Raw genomic sequence first — 25,067 nt, 5'->3', positions numbered from 1 at the left:
TCAAGCCGTCTGACCCGGCAGGACCGTGTCCAGCAAGGCGTCAGGCAGTTCCATCAGGTCAGCAGAATCTGTCCACAACAAGGCGCAACGCACTCTTTTCCCAGCGTAAATTTCCCTTAGCAGGTTACGGTATGACGCCATCTGACCCAGATACACACGGGCCACATCATCCACAGCTTTTGGCGGCGGACGATTGGTCTTGTAATCAATGATCAGAACATCGTGATCCGTGACCAGCAAACGGTCGATCTGCCCCCGGACGATCTGGCCGCCCACGACGCCCGTCAGCGAGACCTCAGCACGCGAACCCGGCCCGAACAGGGCACCGAACTCTGCATGATCAAGAATGCCGAGAGTCTCTTCCACGAGAACACGGCGCGTATCCTCGTCCAGATCCGTTTGCGCCTCTGCATACCGCTCGGCGGCCGTGCGATGAGCCTCACGCGGAAGATCGGGCAGGGTTTCGAGCAGTTTGTGAATGACCTCACCGCGGCGGAAACGCCAGGACCGGTCCTCACCCAGAGGGGAATAGATCTCCGGATCATCCTCGCCCTCGGCCAGCAAGGAAGACGGGGTCGCGCTGGAAAACGCCGCGCTCTCGCTGGGTGCATCCGTGAAGCACCAGGCTGGCAGGTCTTCCGATGCGTGCTCGGTGCGCTGCTCGCGCTCGGCCACCTGGGGCGCGGGTCCATAACGGCGGGCGGGCGAGGCATCATCCGGGTGCTGCTCGAACTCAACCCAGTCTTCGCCCTGCCAGCGCTGGTCCAGCAATTCATACCAGCTGTCACTGGCAATCTGACCCGCACTGCCATGCCCCTGTTTCCAGCCACAGACAATCAGGCGGTCCCGTGCCCGGGTCAGCGCGACGTAGAGCAAGCGCTTGTGTTCTGCGAGGCGCAAAGCATCCTGCCCCTCGCGCAGGCCTTTCACCAGATCCGGGTCCTGATCCTTCTTTCGAGACCAGAACAATTCCCCGCCGCTACCCGCAAAGACGCGGCTGCCACGGGCGCTCAGCGGCGAGCGCGTGGTGTCGGGCAGGATAATGATCGGGCGCTCCAGTCCCTTGGACGCGTGCACGGTCATGATCTGGACCTGGTCATGACCACTGTCCTGTTCGCGCTTGATCGCCGTTTCGTCAGCGGCAATCCGGGCAATGAACTTGGCCAGGGACCCGCCCTCACCCTGATCGAATTCGAGCGCGCGATTGAGGAATTCCTCGACCGCATCACGCGCTTCCTCGCTCAATCGAGCAAACATCCGGACCCAGCGCGTTTCACCCGTTGCACTGCGCGCATTGAGGAAGCTGGCGTAAAGCTCATACAGCCCGACGCTGTCCGAACGATTGCGCCAGTCCAGCAGCGCTGCACGCGCTTCCGCGAGACGCGGCGCCTCGGAGCGCATGAGGGCGCGCCACAGCCAGCCCCGGCGCTCGCTGCGATGATCACGGGACAGCACAAACAGATCTTCATCGCCCAGACGGGATGCCGGGTCCTTCGCAGCTTCAAAGAAGGGCGATTTGAGGACTTCGGCGAGGGCGAGGTCATCCGCCGGATTGATCGCGAAACGCCCCAGCGCCAACAGGTCCTTGATCGCGGTCTGCTCGCGCAGAAGCATGCGATCCGCACCCGCCACGGGCACGCCCAGCAATTTGAGCCGCCGGATCAGCTCCTCGACAAACCCGCCGGTCCGCTTGGCGACCAGAATGCCGATATCGCCCGGCCGCGCAGCGCGCAGTCTGAAACCGCCCTTGTCTTCCTGCCAGACCCCATCACCGCGCTTCAGCAGGGCATGGATCTCGTCGGCGATACGCGCTGCCAGCAAATCCCGCGAGGTGCCTTTGGCGGAACTGTCCACGGGATCAAAGATCGAGGTCTCTTCCACGATCTCCGGCTTGGGAATGGCCGGCCAGATCTCGACACAGCCGGGTGTTCCCTCACGCGCGGCGAGATGGCTTTGATAACGTGAAAAAGGCCTTGCGACGAATTTGGTCTCCGGAGCCGCCGCCGGAACCTCGAAGGCGATATCGACGGCGCGCAGGATCTCCGGGGCCGATCGGAAGGAGACATTCAGGCCCGGACGTCGGAAAGCCTGATCCGTTGCACGGGTCAGCTCCTCGATGCGGTCACCTTCATTGACGAAAATCGCCGGGTCCGCGCCCTGGAAGGAATAGATCGACTGTTTCTCGTCGCCGACCACAAACAGCGTCCGCTCATCCTCGCGCGCGCCCTCGCCCGCAAAAAACTCTGCTGTCAGACCGCGCAGCATGTCCCATTGCTGGGGTGAGGTGTCCTGGGCCTCATCCACTAGGGCGTGGGTCAGCATTCCATCCAGCTTGTAACCCACCCATCCGGAAAACGCGTTCTCCGGCTTCAGCAAATCCCCTGCCAGCCGGATCAGATCATCAAAGTCCAGCGCCCGGCGCCGGCGCATCTCTGCGTCCAGCGCATCCAGATAGCCCGTGGTGTAGCGTGCTGCCGCGGCGGAGGCCTCAGCCAGGCTGATCGCACGCATCCGATCCCGGACGGCCAGCATGCGATCGACCTCGGTTCCATAACCGCGCTTCTCGCCACCGTAGAGCCTGTCGAGCCAGGTATGGGTCTTGGCAAGGGCGGCCGTTGTCAGATCCTTGGCCAGGTCCCCCTTCTGGGTCAGGAAATAGCCAAGATAAGCCTCTATCGCAGCCCGGGCATACGGAGCTGACAAAGCGGCGCGAAGCTTTGCAGCCTGTTTCTGGTCCTTGGCGGAACTCGTCTCCAGCGCAATGGCGGCCTCACGTACGAGCTCGACCGGCGTCGCCTCCCAGGCCTCTTGCGCGCAACTGGCCAGCGTCTCGTCCGGCTTCACGTCCAGGGCCAGACGCGTACGTTCGATCACGACTTCAGCGCCGCCCTGAGCGACCTGACGGACACGAGCGCGATTACTGCGTGCCCAATCGGCCAGTTCCGCAAAGGCATCCGCACCACCCGTGGCCAGTATGATGTCGATATCAGCGGTAACAAGTGCACTGGCTGCACCCGCCTGGGCCCGCGCGCTGAGTTCGCGCGCCTCACCATCATCCAGCGTTTCAAACCCCGGCAAGGCTCCGGCTTCCAGCGGGAAACGGCGCAGCAGGTTTTCACAGAACGCGTGGATCGTCTGGATCTTCAGCCCGCCGGGCGTTTCCAGGGCGCGTGCAAACAATCGGCGGGCTGCAGCGAGACTGCGTGCGTCGAGCTCTTGCTGGCCGAGTTCGGTCAGATCGGCCCGCAGGGCCTCGTCATCCAGTACCGACCACTTGCCCAGACGTCCGAACAGCCGGTCCTTCATCTCCGAAGCTGCAGCCTTGGTATAGGTCACACACAGGATGCGATCCGGAGCGGTGCCGGTCAGCAGGATATTGACCACCCGGTCAACCAGGACACGCGTCTTGCCGGATCCCGCATTGGCTTCCACAAAAACGGTCACAGCAGGATCTGCGGCGCGTTGCTGGGCCTGGCTGGCCGAGGCCGCGATTTCGCGATTGAACCGGGCCATCAGTTCTCGCCTCCGTCCTCGCCGGGCGCGATCGCCCACTCGCCGCGACGGGCGAGATGGTCGTAATCCCCGTAATCATTGCGATACTGACGACGGGGCTGGGAAAGATACGCCTCGGCCTCGTCATCAAAACGCGCGATCCAGTCACACAAATCGTCCAGCGCCTTGCTCGCCATATCACTAGCCGGCGTCTTGCCATCGATCCGTGTCGCCCGACCGGCCTCGCTGCCGCCGGAGATTTTCACATAGCTCAGCGCATTGACGGCTTCCTGGCCAAGGCCTTCAAACCCGCCGGCCTGCTCGATAATGGCGGCCGTCAACGGCAATTGCGGGTCAAACCCTGCATTGATCATCTTGGCCGTGGGTGGATTGCCGGACTTGTAGTCAATGACGTCCAGTCCGCCATCGGCACGCCTGTCGATCCGGTCCGCACGCCCGCGCAAGGTCCATTCCCCCGCGGGAGCATCCAGCGTGATCCGGCCACGTGTCTCGATCGCGGCAATGGCATGACCGTCTGCCCGGCGCTGCGTTTCCCATTGCACAATCCACTCGGCCGCCCGGGCAAAACGCCTCAGCTCGATATCCAGCGCCTGTTCGCAAATCCCTGTCTTTCGCAATTCCTGCGCGGCGAGATCCAGCAATTGCGAAATTGCGTCCCCGGGCAGTGCCTTGCGCCACATCTCCATCGCCGTTTCCAGCACCGCGTGCAGGGCCGTTCCGCGTTCGCGGGGTCCCGGCGCCATGTCGGGCGGGTCGAGTGGACGCAGCCCCAGCACATGCCGCGCATAGATCGCATAGGGGTCGCGCACCCACGTCCGGATCTCGGTGATCGAAAGCCCCCTAGGGCGAGCGGCAACCGGCGGGGTGGGTGCAGGCGATACCGCTGGCCGGGGAGGCGCATCACAGCGATCCAGAGCGCTCGCATAGCCGACATAGTGAGCGGCACCTGCCAGACGCTTCTCTCCTGCCTCGCCAAGCGCGCCCTGAACCAGCGTCTTCAATCGCCAGATCCAGCGCGAGGCTACGGTTGGCGCACCATCCGCCCGCGTGGCCCGGGTCATGAAGACCTCGCCCGCCGCGGCCATTTGCGCAAAGTCGTGGGCGGCTAGGCCATAACGTTTCTCTGCTGCACCCATACCGACTTCCTGGCGCATGCCCCGTGACATCCACGGATCAGCCCCTGCCCCGGTCGGCCAGATACCCTCGTTGAGCCCGGCCAGGATCACACGATCTGCCGAGGCCAGGCGCGCCTCCATCGGCCCCAGGATCTGCAGGCGCGGATGCACGCCCGTTGCGGGTGGTATGCGCTGGGCTGAACACAGTTCGCGGAAAACGCCGGTGTATTCCGGCAAGCTCAACTCCGGCAGAACCTCGCTCTCGGTCATCAGCTCGGACAGGACACGCGCAGCGATCTCGCCGCCCTCGGACCGCCAGAGCCTCAGCGCCCCGTCCTGTTCGCCATCACGCGCGACAGCCTCGGCAAGCATGGCATGGTGACGCGCCCAGTCGGCCACGCTGCGCGCCTCATCAGCCAGCATGTCCGATTGCGCCTCGATCTGGGCGTTCAGGACACCACGGACAAGCTCACGGTCCGCCTCGAACAGCTCAGAGCGCTCATGATCCAGCCGGGCGATAATATCGGCGAGACGGGGACCCGGCCGCACACCACGCAACCCGTCCGCCTCGAATTTTTGCAGGGCTGAGTGCACCTCGCCACGAGCCTGGCCCATGGCATAAAGCGGAGAGCTCCACAGCGCTGTCTGGGCGACGACACTGCCGGGGTCATCAACAACGTCCAGCAGGCGGTCAAGGAAGGCACCGGCCAGCGTTTCAGGCAGGGCAGTACCGCCTGAATCATCCACCCTCACGCCAAAACGCTGCATTTCCACGCTAACACGACGCGCGAGTGAGCGGTCCGGCGTGACCAGGATCGCGGTCTTGCCTTCGTGCTCCAGCACTTCGCGGAAAAGCAGGGCGCAGAGCTTGGCTTCACTCAACGGGTCCGGACATTCCACAAGCGACAGACCGTCCAGTGCGTCGTCGAAAAACGCCGCGCCATTGGCCTGGCGCAGGTGGTCGACCCTTGCCAGCCATTCATCGGTGACTTCTGCCGGTCGCAGGGCCTCGGCCACCAGGCGGCGGCGAGCGCGGGCAGAGGCCGCCTCGGCGTGTCCGGGCCAGGGCTGGACTTCGCTGCGCGCAGTCTCGTTCTCCCTGAGATAATCACGCATGGCCCATTGCGGGTGTCCGTCATCCAGGCTGTCCCAGGCATGATCATCCGCGTCCCAGTCCAGCCCCGGCAAGACCACAGCGCCCTGTGGCAGGCGCGAGACCACCCCCATCAGACGCCGCACTGCCGGGATGGATCCGGTGGAGCCCAACACCATGACCGGCGTCTGCGGCGGATGTTTGAGCCATCGATCGGACAGCGCATTGAGCACCAGCGATCGCCGTGCCGACGGGTCTGACAGCCCCAGCTCGGCCAGCCGGCCCGGCCAGATCTGTTCAACAATGGACAGAAATTCGATCGCCTCGCGCCGGTCCTCGGGAAGGTGGTCGCTGATCGCTGATCGCAGAGGCTCCAGCGAGGTCACGGATTCATCCGCGAGGTCGTCCAGCAATTCAGCCAGCGTGCGCGCAAGAGCCAGCGCTCCCGGTGTGCCAATAGGGCGCCCCAGGGCCGTTTCCTTGGCCAAGATCAGACGGGAGAGTTCAAACAGGCGCCGGGTTCGCGAGACTGCCGGTGGCGCAATTCCGGCCAGCTCACCCGGTTCAAACGGCGGATCATCGACGTCGATATCGCCCAGCGGTCGGATCATCGGCAGCAGCGCCACACCGGACCCTGCACTGAGCGCAAACGCATCCCCCAGTGCCTTGGCAGCACGGCGTGTGGGCACCAGGATCAGGCATTTGGTCAACGCATCGGGATCGCGTTCACTTTCGAGCTCGGCGCGAAGCGTCTCAACAACGGCGGACAGGAAGTCCGTGCTGGGCGGGATATTGAAGACCCGCGGGTTCGGCGTATCGAACAGGCGAGCCGTCAAGCGCGGATTCGAGCCTCCGCTTCATCACGTGCGCCGGGGTCGCCGACATGCATCCAGAAACTGTCCATGACGATACCGTGGACACGGCCAGCCGGAACAAGTTCCTTCCAGACCTCGACCATGGAGAAACGCGCCTCGGGCCGCCCCGCCATGATGGCAGGGTTGTGGATCTGGGTACCGGCATAGGCATAGGGCGCGTGATCAGCATCGCCGCGCCAGCTGACACGGCCGTCCCCGCCCAGGAAGAAATCGCCGGGACCGTCAAATCCCAGCGTCTGGTCCAGGGGCGCCAGCAACAGCAGGACATCCATCTCGTCCGGGTTCCAGGCCGCCCGCATGCGGTCCAGCTCTGCCGCGCCTGCATCAAACCATAGCGCGTCGATATTGGTGATGAACACCGGCTCGCCCCCCAGCAAGGGCAGGGCTTTGACAACACCGCCGCCGGTTTCAAGCACCTCTCCGCGCTCATCCGAAACGATGATTTCCGGGCCGCCCTTTCGGGTCGCCAGGTGTTCTTCCATGCGATCGGCAAAATGGTGGATATTCACCACCGCGCGTTCGACGCCGGACCGGGCCATCCGGTCCAGGGCATAATCGAGCAGGGTGCGGCCATCGACTTCGACCAATGCCTTCGGTCGGTCATTGGTCAACGGGCGCATCCGCGTGCCCAGGCCCGCCGCCAGGGCCATGCCGGTCCGGATATCAATCATTTGTGCGCTTCCCGGAAGACCGCATCCGCGTGGGTCTTGGTCCACATCAACAGATCCATCAGGGCAGGATGCTGGAGATCGCCAACAAACAGGCGCGCGACGTGCGGCAACATGTCGAGATACTTCTCCTTTCCATCGCGCTTGGCCAAGCGAACAAAAATGCCAAGGATCTTGGCATTGCGCTGCGCACCCAGCACGGCATAGCTGGCGTCGAAACCGGCGACATCCGCGATCCCGGCCTTGGCCACGAACCGCGCCTTGAGCGGAACGGAAAGTTTGCGGTCGACATTCCGGCGCGCGTCTTCCAGCAGGGACACGAGGTCATAGGCCGGATGCCCCATCACCGCATCCTGGAAATCGAGCAGGCCGATACAGGCCTCGTCCTCGCGTTCGGGCAGATAGATGAGGTTTTCCGCGTGAAAATCACGCAGGACAATGCCCTTGGGGCAGTTCTCCAGGCGGGCAAAGGCCTTGTCCCAGATTGCGTTCCAGTCATCGCGCGCCTGCTGGCTGAGCGAGACACCGGAGTATTGGTCCATAAACCAGTCCAGGAAGAGATCTGTCTCAGCCCGCATGGCGACCGCATCATAATCCTGCAGCGGCCACGTCTTGCCATCGACCCCGACCTCGCCCGGCAGGCTCGAGCGATACAGCGCGGCCAGCAGATCTACAGCGTGGGAATAGAGCGTGCCCTCATGCCAGTCCGACGGGATGATGCGGGCAAAAAGATCATCGCCCAGATCCTCCATCAGCAGGAAGCCTTCATCGATATCGCTGGCGTAGATTTCCGGTGTCGAGAATCCGCGCTCCCCGAGCGCCCGCGCTAGCCCGGCGAAAGCCACCAGATTTGGACCGGCGAGGCGCGCAACTGCATTATAACCGAGCTCCGCACGCTCTTCCGGACGGGCTCCCGGCGGGCAGGCCGGCGCTTCAGCGCCCAGTGGCGCATCCATCAGCATGGCCTTGCGCTCACCCTCACGGACGCGGAAATAGCTGCGTGTTGAGGCGTCACCCGCCAGCGGCTCGATAGCGGCGCCATCCCACCCGGCCGCGGCCACAAAAGCCTTGCGCGCCTCGGCGCGATCAGAGGTCGTCAACTCTGCTCTCCCATTTTCCCCGCCCCGTCATGCGGACTTGTCGTTTTCCAGGGTCATCGCCCTCTTCGTGGCGTATGTCCAGTTCAAGCCGGTCCGGGGGCGTTGCAGCCCCCAGCCGGTCCGGCCATTCGATCAGCGTGATGGCAAAATCGAACGCCTCCTCCAGCCCGACTTCCTCGATCTCGCCCTCGTTTTCAATCCGGTAGAGATCTGCGTGGATCAACTCGCCGCCCTCGTGCGTGCTGTAGGTCTGGGCGATGGTATAGGTGGGACTGGGCGCATCGGCCTCACCCGTCAGGGCCTCGATCACACCGCGCGCCAGGGAGGTCTTGCCCGCACCGAGATCACCCGTCAGGAACACACAGTCCCCCGCACGCAGAACCGCCGCGAGGCGTTTGCCCAACGCACGGGTTTCCTGGAGATTTGCCAGCTGGATCGCATGTGAGGACGGCATGCATTCGGCTTATCCGAGCCCGCCAGAAGGGGCAAGCAGTGATGCTCCATCTTGACTTGCGCGTGAACGCTGTTCATTTCCGGGGCACTAGCGGAGTTTGATATGGCGAAGATCACTTACATCGAACACAATGGCAATGAGCATACGCTCGACGTAGACAAGGGCCTGACGGTCATGGAAGGCGCTGTGCGCAACATGGTCCCGGGTATTGATGCTGATTGCGGCGGCGCCTGCGCCTGCGCAACCTGCCACGTCTATGTGGACGCGGCCTGGACCGAGAAGACCGGCGCGCGCGAGGCGATGGAAGATTCCATGCTCGATTTTGCCGAGGGTGTTCAGGACAATTCCCGCCTGTCTTGCCAGATCAAGGTATCCGACGCGCTGGACGGCCTGATCGTACGTATCCCGGAACACCAGGGCTAGGTAGACCCGAAACAAGGGGCCCGATGATTACTCACCGGGCCCTTTATCGTGTGCTGTCGAAGTCGAGCGGGCTCAGACCGTCTCGCTGAGCTTGGCCGTGGTTGATCCCATCAGAGCCAGCTCGGGCGGCACTCCCCTGCCACGCGGTTCCAGCGGCAGGTGACACGAAACTTCCGTGCCTTTGCCTGGCTCGGAAACCAGCTCTACCCAACCGCCATGCAGCTGGGCGATTTCCTTGACCAGTGCCAGACCCAGGCCGGCCCCGCCACGCTCGCCTCGGGAAAAGCGATCGAACACCCTTGCCTGTTGTTCCGGCGCGATACCCTCGCCATCATCCTTGACCCAAAGTGTGATCTGCTCGTCGGCGCGCCGGGCGCCGATTTCAACATGCCCCCCGGGCTCGACATGGCGCAGGGCGTTGGAGAGCAGGTTCATGGAGACCTGTTTCAGACGATTGCGGTCAGCACGCAGCAGACCTGAATCGTCATCGACCTTTACCTCCAGCTTGATGGATTCATGATCCGCCTTGGCCGCAACGAGTTCCGCAGCCTCACCAACAACATCGGCAATGGCGACATCACCGAGATCCAGTTCCAGCTTGCCGGCATCGATCGCGGCCACATCGAGAATGTCGTCGATCAACTTGGCCAGATGTGTGGAAGCAGACTGGATCGCTGACATCGGCTCTTTTTGACGGTCGGTCAGCTCGCCGGCAAAACCGTGCGCCAGCATGTCGGCATATCCACCGATCGTCGTCAGCGGCGTGCGCAACTGGTAACTCACATGCTCGACAAACTCGGTCTTGATGCGCTCGGAAGCCTCAAGTGCCTCAGCCCGTTCGCGCAGGGCCTCTTCGATGCGGCGGCTGTCGGTGACATCGTCCCAGCAGATCAGCGTCGCACCGTCCGGCAGGGGTCTGGTGAGATAGGTCAGGACACGATCGTCGGAACGACGCATCTCGCCGGTGACCTGTTTGCGCGCCTGCGGGCTCGGATCAGTTACACGGCCCTTGATATCCGTCCATACACGATCATCGGCGAACAGGGCGGCGCAGGTTTCCGCGACGTCATCAAAAGACGGTTCGCCCTCCAGCTCGCCAGTCCGGAAACCCCAGAGCTCCTCGAAGGCGTTATTATTCAACTGCAGACGGCCATTCGCACCGAACACGGCCACAGCCTCGTGCAGCTTGTCCAGCGTAGCACGCTGGACATTGATCAGCGTGTTGTAACGGGCCTTGAGCGCCAGTTCGTCAGTCTTGTCCTCAAAGATGAGCATGACACCACCCAGCGGGTGACGCTGACGGGCGACCCGCAGGGTGCGCCCATCAGGTAACGGCCACAGTTCATCCGGGCTTTCATCATTCGGACTATCATCATAACGCGCCAGCTCATCTGCCTTCCAAGCGGCATAGTCCGCCTGCTCCGGCAGCAAGCGCTTCTCACGCATGCGGTCCAGCATCTGGGAATGCCCAGGGCGTTCGGTGAGCCAGGCATCATCCAGCTTGAACAGCCTGGTAAAGGCCGTGTTGTGAAAACTCATCCGCTTGGAACGATCAAACACCACGACGGCCTCGGCCATATGGTTGAGGGTTTCATCGTGGGCCCGGCGGAATCGTTTGAGGTCTGCCTTGGCCTCCTCCGATGCAGTCTGGTCGATCGCAATACCAGCCGCACCGCCGGATACCGGGAAGATCAGGAATTCCATGGCGCGGCGGCGACCATTGACGACCACGATCCGCGTCTCGCTGACGGGAGCACTGCTCTCGATCGCACGTGTCGTCTGTTCCCTCATGCCAGCGTCGAGATAGGTCTGGTCCTGCAGGACATTGTCCAGCACTTCACCATCGACAGCCTTCACATAAATCGGGTTGGCCCACTCGATACGGCCGGAGGCATTGATACGCCAGGCCGGGAACGGCGCACGTCCCAGCATGTCCAGGAATGCGACCGGGTCCTTGGAGACCACGCGGCGCGCTTCCTCGATCCGGCCACGGGCGCCCGACTCTTCGAGCCCACGGATGGTAGAATCCGACAACCAGACAACGAGCTGGGTTCCGGCCGCGCGTCCATCCACTTCCAGAAAACGGCCACTCGGACCGATGATCGTCAGCGAGAACGGGCGTCCCTGCTGCATCAGATCCTGGAAGCGGCGGCGCAGAGTCGTCTCTTCACCGGACGAAGAACGAGCCTCGTAATCCGCCAGGCCTTCCATCAGGATGGAAGCCGGGTCCGGACCATCTGTAGCCTCAGCGAAACGCAGCAAGGATGCCAGCGCGACGGAGGACCCAAATATCTTGGGCTGTCCCCAGCCGGTATCATCCTCATCAAACGGAGGCTCGTCCCATACGACGACCAAGCCGGGATGCGCGCCAAACACGCTGTCAGCGCGGGCAACCCGATCTTCAAGCTCAGCGGTTCTCCTTCGCCAGATGGCGTGGGTCGCTCGCGCGCCTGCAGTCTTTCTGAAAGCCCATACCCCCACCACCAGTGCAAAGGCCATGGATCCAAACGTGACCATTACTGGCGCAGCCTGGAGAATCTGTCCGATCATTTTTTGTCGCCCTTGTTAGCGGGCTCACCCCGTGATGAGAGCCCCCAACGAATCGCCATGATAACGACGGGCTATCAGCGGCGCGATGCTCGCACCGCTGAAAAACTAAATAAGTTATGTACGGACAAGCAGGTTTCCGGGCAGAAACCCGAGTTTTCCGTGAACAAAGCGTGGAAAAAGCAGAGTCAGCTCAATGTGTTGATTCAAAGCGTTGAATCTTGCAACCAAGCCTGCACGAACCTGTGGAAAGTATTATCGAAAGGTTAACGCCGCTCAGCGAATGCGGACCTCGCCGGCGCGAAACTCGAACATGACCACGCAGTTTTCCAGGGTCTGCGCGCCCTCGAGCGGACGAAACACCCAGCTGGACACCGCTCGGCGCGACGCCCGGTCAAAGACACCGTCGGGAACAGATCGCGCAATGCGCGTGCGGGCAACACTCCCGTCCGTATTGACGTCAAAACGGACCACAACCCACCCCTGGCGGCCATTCTGATAAGCTCGCCCGGGATAGCTCGGCAATTCGGCCTGCACTGCTGCCAGGGTGGAACCACGACAATCCTCCGGGCCGATCAGGCGCTCGACATTTGGCGTCGTCGGATAGATGTCGCGCGGCCGAAACGGTCCCTGCTGACTGTCCTGCCGAAGCTGCGGAATACCGGCGCAAGACGCCAGGACACAAACCATAATGAGAGAAATGAGACGCATGGCCATCTGGTTGCCCTTCAAGACAAGACGTTGCGGACGTTAACCGTAACCCCGCAACAGACTTGATAATTTGATTAAAGAGCCCTTAAGCTGTTTCAAAATGCATACCCCAGCTTGTATGATACGGGGGGATGGGGATGCAATCGGGCCGTGACACTGTGTGGCGGTATTCCGACAGGTGAGGTGTTCGTACTTATGTCTTTGCTGCCGACCGCCCATGCGGGGCAATCTTACGGCTCGCGCCGGATCGATTTTTTCACAGTCTCGGGTCAAGTTTCTTCGTCTGATGCCAGCACTGGCCGGGTCACCGATCCCGATGGGCTGGAACACGACGTAAAACTCATCGAGCAATCCAACGCCTTTGCGCCGGGTGACAGCGCGACGATTGTCCGTGTCCAGTCCGGACCAAACCGGCGCTCCCGCCCTGTCGCCATTGTCAATCATTCACGCGGTGTGTGGATGCGGGCCGCTCCGGACGCCACGGCGATCCTGGCGCGCTCGGGTGTCACCCGCTCCTTTAACTGGTGGCTGTCCATCCTGGCCATGGTCCTCACGGCTACTGTCGCCATCTGGCCGACCCTCCATGTGTTCCTGACTGAGGTAAACGCCGGCATGATGGCCGGAATTCCTGCGTTTTCGGTCTATGACGAAATCCTGGCACGCGTGCCGGGCCTGGCCGACTGGCGGCTTGAAACAGCATTACCGACCGGTATTGCCGACGCCATTGCCGGTCTAGGCTTCATCGCCATGGACCAGCTTACCGCGCTGAGCGTATTCGCCGTTTCGGCCCTGCTGGCAATTCTCGCTTTCTCATCTCGGTCCTGGCGCCTCCTGTACATCCCGGCTTTCGCCGCTTTCTCACTGATCGCCGGTGCCATGTTTGGTGCAGCTGAAACCAGCCTGATCATTCTGGCTGGTGGTCTCGCGCTCTATCTGGCTGGCGGTTTGGTCAACCGCATCCGCGATAGCGGACGCCTGAATGCCCGCGTCGAACGCCTTGCCGAACACGTCATGCGCAATCCGCCTCAGGAAGAAGTGCGCAGTGCCGACATGCCGGCGACAGCTGCTGTCGCAACTGCCGCCGCTGCAACCGTGCTCGCAACGCAGGATGCACCGGCCGCCGCCGAGACCGCCGTCGTCGAAACTGACGCTCTCGAAGCCAGCGACCCCGCTGAGACAATGGTCGAAGAGGCGACCGCCCCGGCAAGCACCGAGACGGCTGCATCCGAGGCTGCAGAGGCCCTTGAAGCTGAGACTGAGAGCGCTCTGCCCGCAGTAGAAGCGAGCGAGGACGTTGCCGACGCCCCGGTTGAAGACGTTGCCGACGCCCCGGTTGAAGACGTGTCGGCCGCCACGGTTGAAATCGTGGCAGAGACGCCTTCAGACGCTGTCACGGCGGAAGCAGAAAACCTGCTCTCCGAGGACGCGGAATCCACCGCCGCACCAGAAGTCTCCGACACGGAAACCCTGGAGGCAGCCGCAGAGGATGCTGGCCAGGCTGCTGAGCCTGCAGAAGATGACGCACCGGTTGTAGGCGAGGCTGTCACCCAGGAAACCGAAGATACCATCGAGGATGACCTTCCAAGCATGGAAGCAGTCGCTGAAGCCGCTGCTCTGAACGCCAGCGAACAAGACGATCTCGGCTCCGACGACAGCGCCGAGATCGACCTGGAGGACGAAAGCACCATGCCTGTCCCACCGCCGCCGCCGATGCCGGCCGCTGTGGAGGCTCAGGCCGAACGCACCATGGAAGACGTCGAGGCAGCTCCGGCGGAAACGCCTGCTGAACCCGCTGCCGAGGACGACGTCCCGGAAACGAGCATGACCGACGCGGTCGATGCCCAGCTCGAGCAGGTCGAGGAAGCGACTGACGCTGTCGACGCTCAGTTGCAGGACATTCTCGCAGCTGCAGACGCCATCGACGCTCCGGACGCCACGCCTGCCGCAGAAGCAGCCACCGTGGAGGATGCGCCAGCTCCCGACATGCCGGCACCGGTTGATGACCCGGTGATGGATGATGGCAATGACCCGATGACCGAGAATGCCATGGAGAGCGATTTTGCTCCGGGTGCACCCGAGGTCGAGGTGGAACCGCGCCCTGCCGAATAGGCCGGACCTTCGCTTTAAGAACAAAGGGCTGCGAGATCACTCGCAGCCCTTTTGCTTTGCGTCATGTACGCGGAGCTATTCGGACTCGTAGAACCCGGCCTCGACCAGCTCAACCAGCGCCTCGGACACGTCCGCGGCCTGAGCACCTTCGGACGCGATGGCGATCTCCGCGCCCTTGCTGGCGGCCAGCATCAGCAATTCCATGATCGAATCCGCCGGCACTGTCTCGCCTTCACGCGTGACATAAACAACGGCGTCAAAACGCTGCGCGGTTTCAACAAATTTGGCGGCTGCGCGCGCGTGCAGGCCGCGCGCATTGCAGATGGTAACGCGACGTTCAATCACACTCACTTGCCAGCCCCTTCCAGGACAGAGGATGCAATGGCGATATAGCGTTTGCCGGCTTCAACACCCATACGGGCAAGACTGTCGAGATCGGCGCGGGAACGCGCCTCGGCCAGCTTGATCAGCATTGGCAGGTTCACCCCGGCGATGACTTCCACCTTGCCTGGATCAAGCAATGAAATAGCCAGGTTGGACGGGGTTCCACCGAACATGTCTGTGAGAACCAGAACACCCTCTCCGCGGTCGGCATCCGCGATTGAATCACGAATATCAGCGCGACGGCGCTCCATGTCATCGTCCGGTCCAATGCAAACGGCCAAGAGCGCATCCATTGGCCCCACAACATGTTCCGTCGCGGCGACCAGTTCATCGGCCAAACGGCCATGGCTGACAATGACAAGTCCAATCATGTGAATCATCTAAACGCGCATTGGCCCGCCGGGGAAGCGCCTTTTTGCAATCTTGTCATGCGAAACATCAGGTCGCGGGCGCTGCGGGCAGGTCGACGGTGAAACGTGCCCCCAAAACCTGTCCCTCGGAACCTGTTCTATTTACAGCATAAATCTGACCGCCATGCGCTTTCACGATCTGCCGGGAGATCGCCAGGCCCAGTCCGGAATGGGATCCAAATGCCGCACCCCTGGGGCGCTCAGTATAAAAACGCTCAAAAATGGTCTCGAGGTTTTCCTCGGGAATGCCCGGACCTTCATCCTCGACCGTGATCACCAGACTGGCCTTGCCATGACGATGTCCGCGCCGAGCGAAGATCTCGATCCTGCCGCCTTGTGGAGAAAAGGTCAGCCCATTGTCGATCAGATTGCGAAAAACCTGCCCCAGCGGCACTTCGCGTCCCATGACCAGGCCATTGCGAACTTCATTGGTGAAGACCAGCTCGACCTCACGGCCATCGGCCTCGTTATAGGTATCCGCCAGTTCGCTCAGCAGGCCACACAGATCAAACGGCTCGACATCTTCACGCGCCAGCTCCGCATCCACGCGGGAGGCCCGGGAAATATCCGTAATCAGGCGATCGAGCCTGCTGACATCATTGGCGATCACTGCGAGCAGGCGCTCCCGGCGCTCATCATCCTTGGCCCGGGGCAGGATTTCCGCGGCCGACCGGATCGAGGTAAGCGGATTTTTCAGCTCGTGAGCGACATCCGCCGCAAATCGCTCAATCGCATCGAGACGGTCATACAGCGCCTCGGTCATTTCAGAGAGCGAAACGCCCAGCTCGCCGATCTCGTCCCTGCGGGAGCGTAGATCCGGCATGCTCACTCGGCGCCCCCCCGCGCGCCGTGCCTCGTCAGCAGCTCGCGCCAGACGGCGGATGGGCCGGGCGATGAAGACAGTGAGCGCCAGTGAGGACATTGCCGTCACCAGAATTGCGATCAGCATGAAGGGCAGCAGCGCGCGACGTTCTGCTTCGATCAGGCTGTCGAGGTCATAGGACTCCATTGTGACCACACCGATCACCGCCCGCACCGGCTGAATGGGGATGGAAACGGACACCACGCGGCGACCTTCCGCGTCGCGACGCACACCGGCAATTCGTTCCCCGGCGATTACCTGGCGCACTTCCTCCTGCAGGTTCCGGTCGAGCGCAGCACGCTCTTCCGGCGAGGAAAGAATGGACGAGAAACCGTCGAGAATACGTGTCGGCAAGTCTCGCGCTGCAGCTGCCAGGTCCGGGGTCTCGCCCTCCGGTGGCGGCAACATCTGGGTTTCAAACACATCTGCCAGCAAGTGACTGTCGGCAATCGTCTCACCCGATTTATCGAACAACAAAACGCGCGATTCTTCGGGCACATAGAGCTGGCGCAATAGTGCGCGCGCATCGGCATTGTTCAGCGCCGGAGTGGGAATACCAACAGCGGCCCCCTCTGCCAGCACGTTGGCGATCAACTCGCCCTGAGCAGTCAGGGAATCGAGCTTTGCATTGACCAGACCACGACGGGTCTCCGTCAGCGCCAGCATGCCGAAGATCAGCACACCCAGCGCCAGTAGATTGGCGATGAGGATCAGTTGCGCCAGACGCGAGGATGCAGACGGGCCCGCGCCCTGAATCCATTGGACCAAGGCTCGACCCAATTGCTTGAGCTGAGACGGAGAGGCGCTAGTCCTCTTTGTATCTGTATCCAACGCCATAGAGCGTCTCGATCGAGTCGAACGACTTGTCGACTTCCCGGAATTTCTTGCGGATGCGCTTGATATGGCTGTCGATGGTACGGTCATCGACATAGACCTGGTCGTCATAGGCCGCGTCCATCAGGTTATCACGGCTTTTGACATAACCCGGACGCGTCGCCAGGGCCTGCAGAATCAGGAATTCTGTGACCGTCAGGCGAACAGGTTCGCCTTCCCAGGAACAGGCGTGTCGGTTCGGGTCGAGCAGCAGCTTGCCCCGTTCCAGCGGCTTGCTGTCGCCCGGTTCGAGCACATTGTTCGGCGTGATAGGCTCGTTGGACGAGCGTGCACGACGCAACACCGCCTTCACCCGCTCACCCAACAGGCGCTGGGAGAAGGGTTTGGCGATATAGTCATCGGCGCCGAGATTGAGACCGAGCGCCTCGTCGAACTCGTCATCCTTGGAGGTCAGGAAGATCACCGGCAGGTTGGAGGACTGGCGCAAACGGCGCAGCAATTCCAGACCGTCCATGCGCGGCATCTTGATATCGAAGATACCCAAATCCGGCGGATCATCGGCCAGGGCGGTCAGGGCCGACGCGCCATCATTATAGGTTCGAACATTATAGCCCTGGTCTTCCAGGAAGATGGACACCGAGGTGATGATATTCTCGTCGTCATCGACGAGCGCGATGGTAGCCATACCGTCTCCGCAGTTCGCGCATGTGCGCAGCTGTCGTGGTCTTCGCCTGAAAGCATAGACGCGTCCGGCGCAACACGCCAAGCGGCAAACGCGGCAAAACCCCAGGTTCACTCCGTCTTAAACCAAATCTGCGATGGTTAATGCACAAGGGGCAGGACCATGAGCAAAGAGCTTCACTTCGAAATCTTCCTGAAGAAGAACCGCAATGCGGGCTGGGCATTGCATGACGCGCTTCCGGTTCGCGACGATGCCATTCGCAAGGCGCACGCCCTGTTGCGCGAATTCAAGGACGGCTCAGTCCTGGTCACTAAGGAAAATTTCGACGACGGCGAACGCAAGTTCCGTTCGGTACCGATTTTCGAGGGCGGCCATGACCGCTACCAGATCGAGACCGATAATGACCGGGAAGCCACCCTTCCCTGCCTGACGCCGGATGATCTCGCCAAGCCACACGCCCGCGAAACCATCCGCCGCTCCCTGACCGGCTGGTTCGAGCGCAATAAGGCCGTTCCGATGGAATTGTTGCACCGGCCGGACCTGGTGGAAACGCTGGAGGCCTCCGGCACCGAACTTCAGCACGCCGTACAAAAGATCGCCGTGGCCAGCGCCCAGGACAGCGATGCGGATGTCCAGACGTTCGTCAAACAGCTCAATGACCTGGTCCAGCGCGGTCTGAAACGCATCTACAAGGACCAGCGCGACGGTCGCATTCCGACCTATCCCAAGGGCAAGGATTTTGCGGAAGTAGCGGCCGATATCCACGCCAAGGACAGTCGCGCCTATACGCTGCGCGGCGCCATGGCCGACGCGCTCATGGGCAAGCGCAGCTATGGGGACAAGCTCGACGCTCTGCTCGACATGTCTGAACAATTGCCGGAGGACGAAAAGGCCCGTGAATTTGCCCGCGCCGAAGTGGACGGGTATCTGGCCGACGTCATCGGGTTTGAAGCCGGGGGCGAGGCGCTTCTGGGCAAGTGTAATGATCTGGGCGAGACGATTGAGCGGCTGATCTGTCTTTATGACGGCGACCCGCACGCCGACGCGATGAACATGGCCCCCAGCGGCGCGCGCCGTATGGCCAAACGCATCTCTGCGGGTGAACTCGACGAGTGTCGCACATACATCGGTCAACGCCTGCTCAAGGAACTGGAAAAGCCCAAACGCCTGCGCCCCAAAAGTGTGCGCGAGGAAGTCCGCCTGGCGCGTGAACTGGCACAGAAACTGGTGACCTGTGCGGGCCAGGACCTGCCGCTGGACCAGATGAGCAAGGCCTTTACCGCCCGCTCCGCCCGCCTCTTGCAGCCGGAGACGATCGACGAGCTCCTGCGCTTCTCCAACGACGCCAGTGAAGAGCTGGACCGGCTCCTGCAGCTGGAAGAAAACATCGTTGGCGATGCCAACAAGGCGAAACTCGCCGGATATGTCCGCACCGCGCTAGGGTCAAACCAGACTGACCAGTATTTTGTGCGCGGCGACGGCAAGCCTCTGGAACGCATGTCGCTTCTGACCTCGCACCAGACCCGTATCCTGCGCAGCAAGTTCAATGAAGCCGACAAGGCCGACCTCTCCGGCATGATCGACCAGATGGGCTTGAAGATCATCGATGACACCAAGATCCTCAACGCCGTGGAAGCCGGCCCGCGCCCCGCGCTGGACAAGGCCGAGGGCCTTTTGAAACTCGCCACCGCAGGCGCCCTGCCCGCCGGCCAGTGCCGCACTGACGCCCAGGCCCGCGCCCTGCGCCAGATCAAATCGGAAATGGGCCTGAAAGAAGCCCAGACCCCGGAAGCCCGCCCCAAGCTGGTGAACATCCAGACGATGCTGCAACAGCTGGCGAGCTAGAGCCTGTCAAACCCGTAACTTGCCAATCTCCGGCCAGATGGTGGAGCCTGTAGGCACATCTTCGGGAGGGGATTCATGAAAACACTCAAGACACTTGCTGTTGCTGCAGCAACGCTGGCCAGCCTCGTGGCTGCTCCGGCCTTTGCCGATGATCGTTCCGACATCGAGACCACGATCGACGCGCTCTACGACGTCATTTCCGGTCCGGTCGGTGAGGCCCGTGATTTTGATCGCATGCGCTCGCTGTTCGTTGAAAACGCGTCCATGGGTGCCGTTGGCGCCGGGCCGAACGGCCAGGGACGCGGCACGGTTTTCGGCGTTGAAGGTTACATCGAACGTTCCGGCGAATGGCTGGTCGAGAACGGTTTCGACGAAACGGCGACCCGCACAGATATCGATATCTGGGGCGAGATCGCCGTGGCACGCTCATCCTATGAAGGCACCAATGGCCGCACCGGCGAGGTTTTCCTGATCGGGGTCAATTTCATCACCCTGTTCAAGATCGAGGGCGAATGGAAAATCGCCTCCATCCTCTGGCGCCAGCAGACCGAGGACATCCAGGTCGACGAGGCGTTTGTATACAGCGGCGCCCGGTAATTCTGCGCTGACCTGTCTTTGATGAAACCCCGGGAGAGATCGCGGGGTTTTTATTTTGGTGCTATAGGTCGAGCCGTGAACCCACGACCTTGCCCAACAAAGGAAAAGAGCAACGCAGCGCAGCGGTTATTCCGTGGTGGCCGCGACGCAGACACACGAGCTGAGATCACCCGGGCAAACCACGCCTAGTGGGGCAAGCCACAGCGCTTCCTTACGACAACATTTTCGCCAGGATCATCGATCGAGCGGGATTTACCTACTCGAAACCCCACTCAGAATCTGAGCTAATCATTTCGCGGGGAATGTGATGCGAAACACGCCGTGCCGCATCACCCCGGTCCATGATCACATCACCCTGAAGATCGATCGAGTGCTGGGCGAGATACTCGGGTGACGGCACCCAGAAAAGGCGATCGTAAAAGAAGTGGCTGTCTTCACCCACGTTTTCAACGTATCCGCCGTTTGGCAGCAGCTTCTCACCCGCATCGACGAGGATCTGAGGTGACAGGCCCAATCGGTGGTACAATGACCTCAAAACCTCACCGTCGGCAGCTACATGCAGGAACCTGTCATGATCTTGCAGGCCGTGCCGGACCATCAATTCAGTCGTAAAAACCGGACTGCCCCGGTAGGCATATAGACTACCGTCTGTGACCCACACTTCTGAAGCTGCGGCGGCAAGCACAGAAAAACAACCGCTGATGCACTGCCCGTCGATCACCAGGATAACATCCTGGCGACTGTGGAAATAATTACCGAGCCCAAAAGCTGTATCGTTGTCAGCAACTGACGACGAGATAATCAAGTATCGAACACCATCCCGTTCAAGGCCATCAGCGATACGTCTACTTGCTGTCGGATCCAGCGCGCCCACCCATTGGATGCTATTCGCGGTTGTCACCTCGTGATCACCGAGGGTGAACAACAAAGTTGAATCAGCTGGTTGCGGACTTTCGGCCACGTCAGCACATGCGGTCATGCTGATCGACAGCAACACCACGGCGAAGAGGATCGTAACGGGACGTAACATAGTCTCCTCCCATACCGGACTGATCTCATTACCACAAACTGGTTTTGAACCAATGGGCACCACTCGAAGCCGCAGGCTTCGCAAGCGCGACCGCGCGTCGGCGCCAATGCGCCGCCCCATCGGAGGCGTGAGCGCAGCGAACTGCCGTGAGATCAACGAGCTCCACATAAAAAACCCCCCGACATCGCTGCCGGGGGTTTTCCTTTGGAGCGTCAACGCTCCTATTCGTCATCACCCATGAGGTTCTGCATCAGGAAGGTGTAGAGCATGGCGTCGCGGCGGGCATACTCGGAGAGGTCCGCTGCGGCAGCATGACCGCCCTCGGTGTTCTCGTAATAGAGATACTCATGGCCAAGCTCTTCCAGGAGGTGCGCCATCTTGCGGGCATGGCCCGGATGGACGCGGTCATCCTTGGTTGAGGTGTAGATGTAGATTTCCGGATAATCGCCGTTCGCATCCACATTGTGGTAGGGCGAGATCGAGCGCAGGAAACTGCCCTCATCCGGATCTTCCGGGTTGCCGTATTCGCCCATCCAGGACGCCCCGGCCAGCAGGGTGTGGAAACGCAGCATGTCCAGCAGCGGAACCGCCGAGACCACGGCATTCCACAGGTCCGGACGCTGGGTATACATGACACCGGTCAGCAGGCCGCCATTGGATCCGCCATAGACGGCCGTGCGGCGCGGGCTGGTGAGGCCACGCGTATGCATGTCCTCGGCGACCGAGATAAGGTCGTCATAAATGCGCTGGCGATCCATTTTCAGACCAGCCTGGTGCCAGGACGGGCCAAACTCGCCACCGCCGCGGATATTGGCCACCACATAGGCGCCGCCGCGCTCCAGCCACAGACGGCCACGCGAACCGGAATAGCTTGGACGGATGGAAACCTCGAAACCGCCATAGGCATAGAGCAGTGTCGGCGTGGACCCATCCATCACCGTATCTTCGTGGCGGACCACGAAGTACGGGATGCGCGTGCCGTCCGCAGACGTGGACTCCAGCTGCTCCACGATCAGGCCCTCGGCATTGAAACGCTCCGGGATCGACTTGATCGGGTTAACGGTCATGTCGGCGACATTGCCCATGTAGAGCGTGTCCGGCGTCAGGAAGCCCTCGGCATTGAAGAAGAAGATATCCTCGCCGCTGTCCGCAGAGCTGATTGACAAGGTCAGGTTTTCCGGGACCGGAACGGATTCGGAGGTCCATTCGTCACCCGCAAAGCTGAACGCCTCGATACCGCCGACGACATTCTCGTCGATCGCCATGAGCAGGGCAGAGCGGGTCGACTGGATCGAGCCCACCGACTGGCGCTCTCGCGGCATGTAGACGGTGAAGATCTGGGGCAGTTCACCATTGGCCGCAAATTCCGACATGGAGAAGGACAGAACCGAGCCCTGGGCGTAAGTCGTGCCACCCTCGACCGGGGTCCAGTCTTCCTCGACCGTGAAGACCAGCTGGTCCTGGTAAAGGGCCCGCAGGGACGACTTGGCCGGCAGAGGCATCTGCATCGGCTCGCCGCCATCGGGCAGATGCCAGTACACCGTGTCATAGAAGGTGACGGCCTGGCTCATCATCATGTAGGCGGTGCCGTCGCTGTCTTCCATGCGGAAGCCCCACATGGCGACGTCCGTGCGATCGCCGCGAATGATCTCGGTGGCGCTTTCATACGGCGTGCCCCGTTCCCAGCGATAGGCGACACTGGCATAACCGGAATCCGTGCTGTCTTCCTCACCGATGGCAAGACCGATCATCACCGTGTTCTCGTCGATCCAGTCGATACCGCCCTTGGATTCCGGCGTAATGAAACCGTCCTCGACAAAGGCGCGTTCGGAGATCAGGAATTCGCGGCGAACCGCGGCATCGGAACCACCGTCCGACAGCGTCAGGATACAGCGGTCATAATCCGGAGTCAGGCAGTTGGATCCCCGCCAGACCCAGTTACGGCCTTCCGCTTCGGACAGGGCATCCAGGTCCAGGATTACATCCCAGTCCGGGCTGTCAGAGAGATAGCTTTCCAGCGAGGTACGACGCCAGAGGCCATGCGTATTCTCGGCGTCCTGCCAGAAATTCCAGACATAACCGGCATAAAAAGAGCCGTAAGGAATACGGTCATTGCTCTCATAGATCGAGAGCGCCTCATCGAAGAGCTCCTGGTAGAGCGCATCACCCTGGAGGCGTTCATAAGTGCGTTCATTCTGGCCTTCGACCCAGACCATGGCATCCTCGCCCTCGACCTCTTCCAGCCAGACCCGCGGGTCATTGCTGGGATCGATCTGGACGATCTGGCGCCCGGTGTTTTCGGTTTCAGTGTCGCTGGCCACTGTTTCCTGGTCTCCTGGCTGTGACGGGCTGCAGGCTGCAATCGTCAGCGCGCTGATCGCCGCTGACCAAGTCGCGATACGTCTCGACATCTCGAGCTCCCCTAGAAAAGTTCCCGACGCAGTTAAGACCAGACCGGTGCTGGACGTAAAGCGGCCTCGGCGGTATGCGAAGCACATGATTGCGAGAAAAATGAACGGCGCGGGCAACCGCTTCATCCTGATCGATGCCCGGGGCCAGGCCGGTTTCCTGGAGATCGGCCCGGAAACTGTGCGCCGATGGGCACAGCAGCACGCGTTCGACCAGTTGCTGGCGCTGGAGGACAGCGATACCGGCGATGCCTTCATGCGCATCTGGAACGCGGATGGAGACCAGGTCGGCGCCTGTGGCAATGGGACCCGCGCCGCAGGCTGGGTTCTGTTGCAGGAAAGCGGGGCCGATACGGTCGCAATCGCGACGGCAGGCGGGTTGCTATTTGCCCGCAATGCCGGCGAGATGCAGGTCAGCGTCGACATGGGCCAGCCACGACTCGGCTGGCAGAACATCCCGCTTGCCCGGGAGTTGGACACCGTGGAGATGGGTGTCAGCTTCGAGGCGGACGGTATCGCCATAGAACGACCGGGCGCCGTGAATATGGGCAATCCGCACGCTGTCTTCTTCATTCGCGATGTCGAGACGTTCCCGGTCGACCGGCTGGGTCCGGAAGTCGAGCTGGATCCGATCTTCCCGGAAAAGGTCAATGCCAGTTTCGCCCAGATCTATGATCGGGCCCATATCCGGCTTCGAGTATGGGAACGCGGTGTAGGCATAACCGCGGCGTGTGGCACCGCCGCATGCGCGACCCTGGTCGCTGCACACCGCCGCGGCCTCGCTGAACGCAAGGCCTCTATCATGGCGGACGGCGGGGAGCTGATCATTGAATGGCGTGAAAGCGACAACCACGTGATCATGACCGGCCCGGTCGAGGACGAGGGCGAAATCCACCTGACGATAACAAACTCCGGGGGAGACACAGGATGAGTGAAGCAATCTGGACAGTCTATCTGTCGGGCGAGATCCATACCGACTGGCGCGAGCGCATTGTCGACGCCGTCAAGACCATGAACCTGCCGGTCGACTTTGTCGGCCCGGTCACGGTGCACGAGGACAGTGATGATTGCGGCGCCGTGATCATGGGCGAGGAAGACAAGCCCTTCTGGCGCGACCACAAGGGCGCCAAGCTGAACGCCATCCGGACCCGCACCCTGCTGGATCGGGCGGACGTAGTCGTCGTGCGCTTCGGCGAGAAATATCGCCAGTGGAATGCCGCTTTCGATGCGGGTTACACCGCCGCGATCGGCACGCCCCTCATTACCCTGCGCGATGACAGCCTGACCCATCCGATGAAGGAGGTGGACGCTGCAGCGCTGGCCACCTGCACAAAGCCTGAACAGGTCGCAGACGTCCTCGCCTATGTCATCGACGGCACGCTGACACGATGACAACATCGTCATGAT

At 61.7% G+C, this 25,067-nt stretch carries 19 protein-coding genes; 6 read left to right on the top strand and 13 right to left on the bottom strand.

Annotated features, from left to right (window positions below):
- Genes addA through tsaE form a run of 5 tightly spaced genes read right to left on the bottom strand, consistent with a single transcriptional unit; the run spans nucleotide 1 to nucleotide 8,818 of the window.
- Nucleotides 1-3,513: a double-strand break repair helicase AddA gene (gene addA / locus JJ889_RS02600; protein ID WP_291891279.1), complete on the bottom strand. Its 3,513-nt coding sequence runs from the start codon at nucleotides 3,511-3,513 to the stop codon at nucleotides 1-3.
- Entirely contained in the window at nucleotides 3,513-6,557 is a 3,045-nt protein-coding gene (gene addB / locus JJ889_RS02595) for a double-strand break repair protein AddB (protein WP_291891277.1), read from the bottom strand. The genes addA and addB overlap by 1 nt, the downstream gene beginning before the upstream one ends.
- On the bottom strand, nucleotides 6,554-7,267 hold the full coding sequence (locus tag JJ889_RS02590; RefSeq protein WP_291891275.1) for a nucleotidyltransferase family protein: 714 nt from the start codon (nucleotides 7,265-7,267) through the stop codon (nucleotides 6,554-6,556). The genes addB and JJ889_RS02590 overlap by 4 nt, the downstream gene beginning before the upstream one ends.
- Complete coding sequence (locus tag JJ889_RS02585) at nucleotides 7,264-8,364, bottom strand: phosphotransferase (RefSeq protein ID WP_291891273.1); 1,101 nt, start codon at nucleotides 8,362-8,364, stop codon at nucleotides 7,264-7,266. The genes JJ889_RS02590 and JJ889_RS02585 overlap by 4 nt, the downstream gene beginning before the upstream one ends.
- On the bottom strand, nucleotides 8,351-8,818 hold the full coding sequence (gene tsaE, locus JJ889_RS02580; RefSeq protein ID WP_291891271.1) for a tRNA (adenosine(37)-N6)-threonylcarbamoyltransferase complex ATPase subunit type 1 TsaE: 468 nt from the start codon (nucleotides 8,816-8,818) through the stop codon (nucleotides 8,351-8,353). The genes JJ889_RS02585 and tsaE overlap by 14 nt, the downstream gene beginning before the upstream one ends.
- 102 nt (nucleotides 8,819-8,920) lie before the next feature.
- Here tsaE and JJ889_RS02575 point away from each other — a divergent pair, with 102 nt between their 5' ends.
- On the top strand, nucleotides 8,921-9,241 hold the full coding sequence (locus JJ889_RS02575) for a 2Fe-2S iron-sulfur cluster-binding protein (protein WP_291891269.1): 321 nt from the start codon (nucleotides 8,921-8,923) through the stop codon (nucleotides 9,239-9,241).
- 72 nt (nucleotides 9,242-9,313) lie between these two features.
- Here JJ889_RS02575 and JJ889_RS02570 read toward each other — a convergent pair whose 3' ends face one another.
- Nucleotides 9,314-11,791 (bottom strand): PAS domain-containing sensor histidine kinase, encoded by a 2,478-nt coding sequence (locus JJ889_RS02570; RefSeq protein WP_291891267.1) that lies wholly within the window; start codon nucleotides 11,789-11,791, stop codon nucleotides 9,314-9,316.
- Nucleotides 11,792-12,064: 273 nt separating this feature from the next.
- Nucleotides 12,065-12,499 carry an energy transducer TonB gene (locus tag JJ889_RS02565; RefSeq protein ID WP_291891264.1) on the bottom strand — a complete coding sequence of 145 codons (435 nt, stop codon included), beginning with the start codon at nucleotides 12,497-12,499 and terminating at the stop codon, nucleotides 12,065-12,067.
- Nucleotides 12,500-12,694: 195 nt separating this feature from the next.
- Here JJ889_RS02565 and JJ889_RS02560 point away from each other — a divergent pair, with 195 nt between their 5' ends.
- Nucleotides 12,695-14,608, top strand: coding sequence for a hypothetical protein (locus JJ889_RS02560; RefSeq protein WP_291891262.1), 1,914 nt, complete (start codon nucleotides 12,695-12,697; stop codon nucleotides 14,606-14,608).
- Nucleotides 14,609-14,683: 75 nt separating this feature from the next.
- Here the strand turns inward: JJ889_RS02560 and JJ889_RS02555 are convergent, their stop codons facing one another.
- The 4 genes from JJ889_RS02555 to JJ889_RS02540 form a co-directional block, all read right to left on the bottom strand.
- Complete coding sequence (locus JJ889_RS02555) at nucleotides 14,684-14,959, bottom strand: HPr family phosphocarrier protein (protein ID WP_291891260.1); 276 nt, start codon at nucleotides 14,957-14,959, stop codon at nucleotides 14,684-14,686.
- Complete coding sequence (locus tag JJ889_RS02550; RefSeq protein WP_291891258.1) at nucleotides 14,956-15,363, bottom strand: PTS sugar transporter subunit IIA; 408 nt, start codon at nucleotides 15,361-15,363, stop codon at nucleotides 14,956-14,958. Before JJ889_RS02550 ends, JJ889_RS02555 begins: the two co-directional genes overlap by 4 nt.
- 67 nt (nucleotides 15,364-15,430) lie before the next feature.
- Nucleotides 15,431-17,032 carry a stimulus-sensing domain-containing protein gene (locus tag JJ889_RS02545; protein WP_291891256.1) on the bottom strand — a complete coding sequence of 534 codons (1,602 nt, stop codon included), beginning with the start codon at nucleotides 17,030-17,032 and terminating at the stop codon, nucleotides 15,431-15,433.
- Nucleotides 17,033-17,069: 37 nt separating this feature from the next.
- Nucleotides 17,070-17,783, bottom strand: coding sequence for a response regulator transcription factor (locus JJ889_RS02540; protein ID WP_291891254.1), 714 nt, complete (start codon nucleotides 17,781-17,783; stop codon nucleotides 17,070-17,072).
- Nucleotides 17,784-17,942: 159 nt separating this feature from the next.
- Here JJ889_RS02540 and JJ889_RS02535 point away from each other — a divergent pair, with 159 nt between their 5' ends.
- Both JJ889_RS02535 and JJ889_RS02530 read left to right on the top strand, forming a co-directional pair.
- Complete coding sequence (locus tag JJ889_RS02535; protein ID WP_291891252.1) at nucleotides 17,943-19,625, top strand: hypothetical protein; 1,683 nt, start codon at nucleotides 17,943-17,945, stop codon at nucleotides 19,623-19,625.
- 75 nt (nucleotides 19,626-19,700) lie between these two features.
- Entirely contained in the window at nucleotides 19,701-20,222 is a 522-nt protein-coding gene (locus JJ889_RS02530) for a hypothetical protein (protein WP_291891250.1), read from the top strand.
- A gap of 256 nt (nucleotides 20,223-20,478) precedes the next feature.
- On the opposite strand, the gene JJ889_RS02525 is transcribed toward JJ889_RS02530, so the two are convergent.
- A complete protein-coding gene (locus JJ889_RS02525) occupies nucleotides 20,479-21,252 on the bottom strand; it encodes a hypothetical protein (RefSeq protein WP_291891248.1) in 774 nt (257 codons plus the stop codon).
- A gap of 221 nt (nucleotides 21,253-21,473) precedes the next feature.
- Nucleotides 21,474-23,663, bottom strand: coding sequence for a prolyl oligopeptidase family serine peptidase (locus tag JJ889_RS02520; RefSeq protein ID WP_291891246.1), 2,190 nt, complete (start codon nucleotides 23,661-23,663; stop codon nucleotides 21,474-21,476).
- An 85-nt stretch (nucleotides 23,664-23,748) separates the two neighbouring features.
- On the opposite strand from JJ889_RS02520, the gene dapF reads away from it, so the two are divergent.
- Nucleotides 23,749-24,591, top strand: coding sequence for a diaminopimelate epimerase (gene dapF / locus JJ889_RS02515; protein WP_291891244.1), 843 nt, complete (start codon nucleotides 23,749-23,751; stop codon nucleotides 24,589-24,591).
- Nucleotides 24,588-25,052 carry a YtoQ family protein gene (locus JJ889_RS02510; RefSeq protein WP_291891242.1) on the top strand — a complete coding sequence of 155 codons (465 nt, stop codon included), beginning with the start codon at nucleotides 24,588-24,590 and terminating at the stop codon, nucleotides 25,050-25,052. The genes dapF and JJ889_RS02510 overlap by 4 nt, the downstream gene beginning before the upstream one ends.
- Nucleotides 25,053-25,067 lie beyond the last annotated feature (15 nt).

Source organism: Maricaulis sp. (assembly GCF_017643475.1).
In the GTDB taxonomy this organism is placed as follows: domain Bacteria; phylum Pseudomonadota; class Alphaproteobacteria; order Caulobacterales; family Maricaulaceae; genus Maricaulis.
The sequence above is the reverse complement of the archived record's forward strand: the minus strand, read 5'-3'. Positions and strand labels throughout refer to the sequence as shown.

Bases quoted from the DNA above. Each gene is read 5' to 3' on its own strand.
- addA (WP_291891279.1), bottom strand. From the start codon at position 3,513: ATGGCCCGGTTCAATCGCGAAATCGCGGCCTCGGCCAGCCAGGCCCAG.
- JJ889_RS02590 (WP_291891275.1), bottom strand. From the start codon at position 7,267: ATGATTGATATCCGGACCGGCATGGCCCTGGCGGCGGGCCTGGGCACG.
- tsaE (WP_291891271.1), bottom strand. From the start codon at position 8,818: ATGCCGTCCTCACATGCGATCCAGCTGGCAAATCTCCAGGAAACCCGT.
- JJ889_RS02575 (WP_291891269.1), top strand. From the start codon at position 8,921: ATGGCGAAGATCACTTACATCGAACACAATGGCAATGAGCATACGCTC.
- JJ889_RS02570 (WP_291891267.1), bottom strand. From the start codon at position 11,791: ATGATCGGACAGATTCTCCAGGCTGCGCCAGTAATGGTCACGTTTGGA.
- JJ889_RS02565 (WP_291891264.1), bottom strand. From the start codon at position 12,499: ATGCGTCTCATTTCTCTCATTATGGTTTGTGTCCTGGCGTCTTGCGCC.
- JJ889_RS02560 (WP_291891262.1), top strand. From the start codon at position 12,695: ATGTCTTTGCTGCCGACCGCCCATGCGGGGCAATCTTACGGCTCGCGC.
- JJ889_RS02550 (WP_291891258.1), bottom strand. From the start codon at position 15,363: ATGATTGGACTTGTCATTGTCAGCCATGGCCGTTTGGCCGATGAACTG.
- JJ889_RS02540 (WP_291891254.1), bottom strand. From the start codon at position 17,783: ATGGCTACCATCGCGCTCGTCGATGACGACGAGAATATCATCACCTCG.
- JJ889_RS02535 (WP_291891252.1), top strand. From the start codon at position 17,943: ATGAGCAAAGAGCTTCACTTCGAAATCTTCCTGAAGAAGAACCGCAAT.
- JJ889_RS02530 (WP_291891250.1), top strand. From the start codon at position 19,701: ATGAAAACACTCAAGACACTTGCTGTTGCTGCAGCAACGCTGGCCAGC.
- JJ889_RS02525 (WP_291891248.1), bottom strand. From the start codon at position 21,252: ATGTTACGTCCCGTTACGATCCTCTTCGCCGTGGTGTTGCTGTCGATC.
- JJ889_RS02520 (WP_291891246.1), bottom strand. From the start codon at position 23,663: ATGTCGAGACGTATCGCGACTTGGTCAGCGGCGATCAGCGCGCTGACG.
- dapF (WP_291891244.1), top strand. From the start codon at position 23,749: ATGATTGCGAGAAAAATGAACGGCGCGGGCAACCGCTTCATCCTGATC.
- JJ889_RS02510 (WP_291891242.1), top strand. From the start codon at position 24,588: ATGAGTGAAGCAATCTGGACAGTCTATCTGTCGGGCGAGATCCATACC.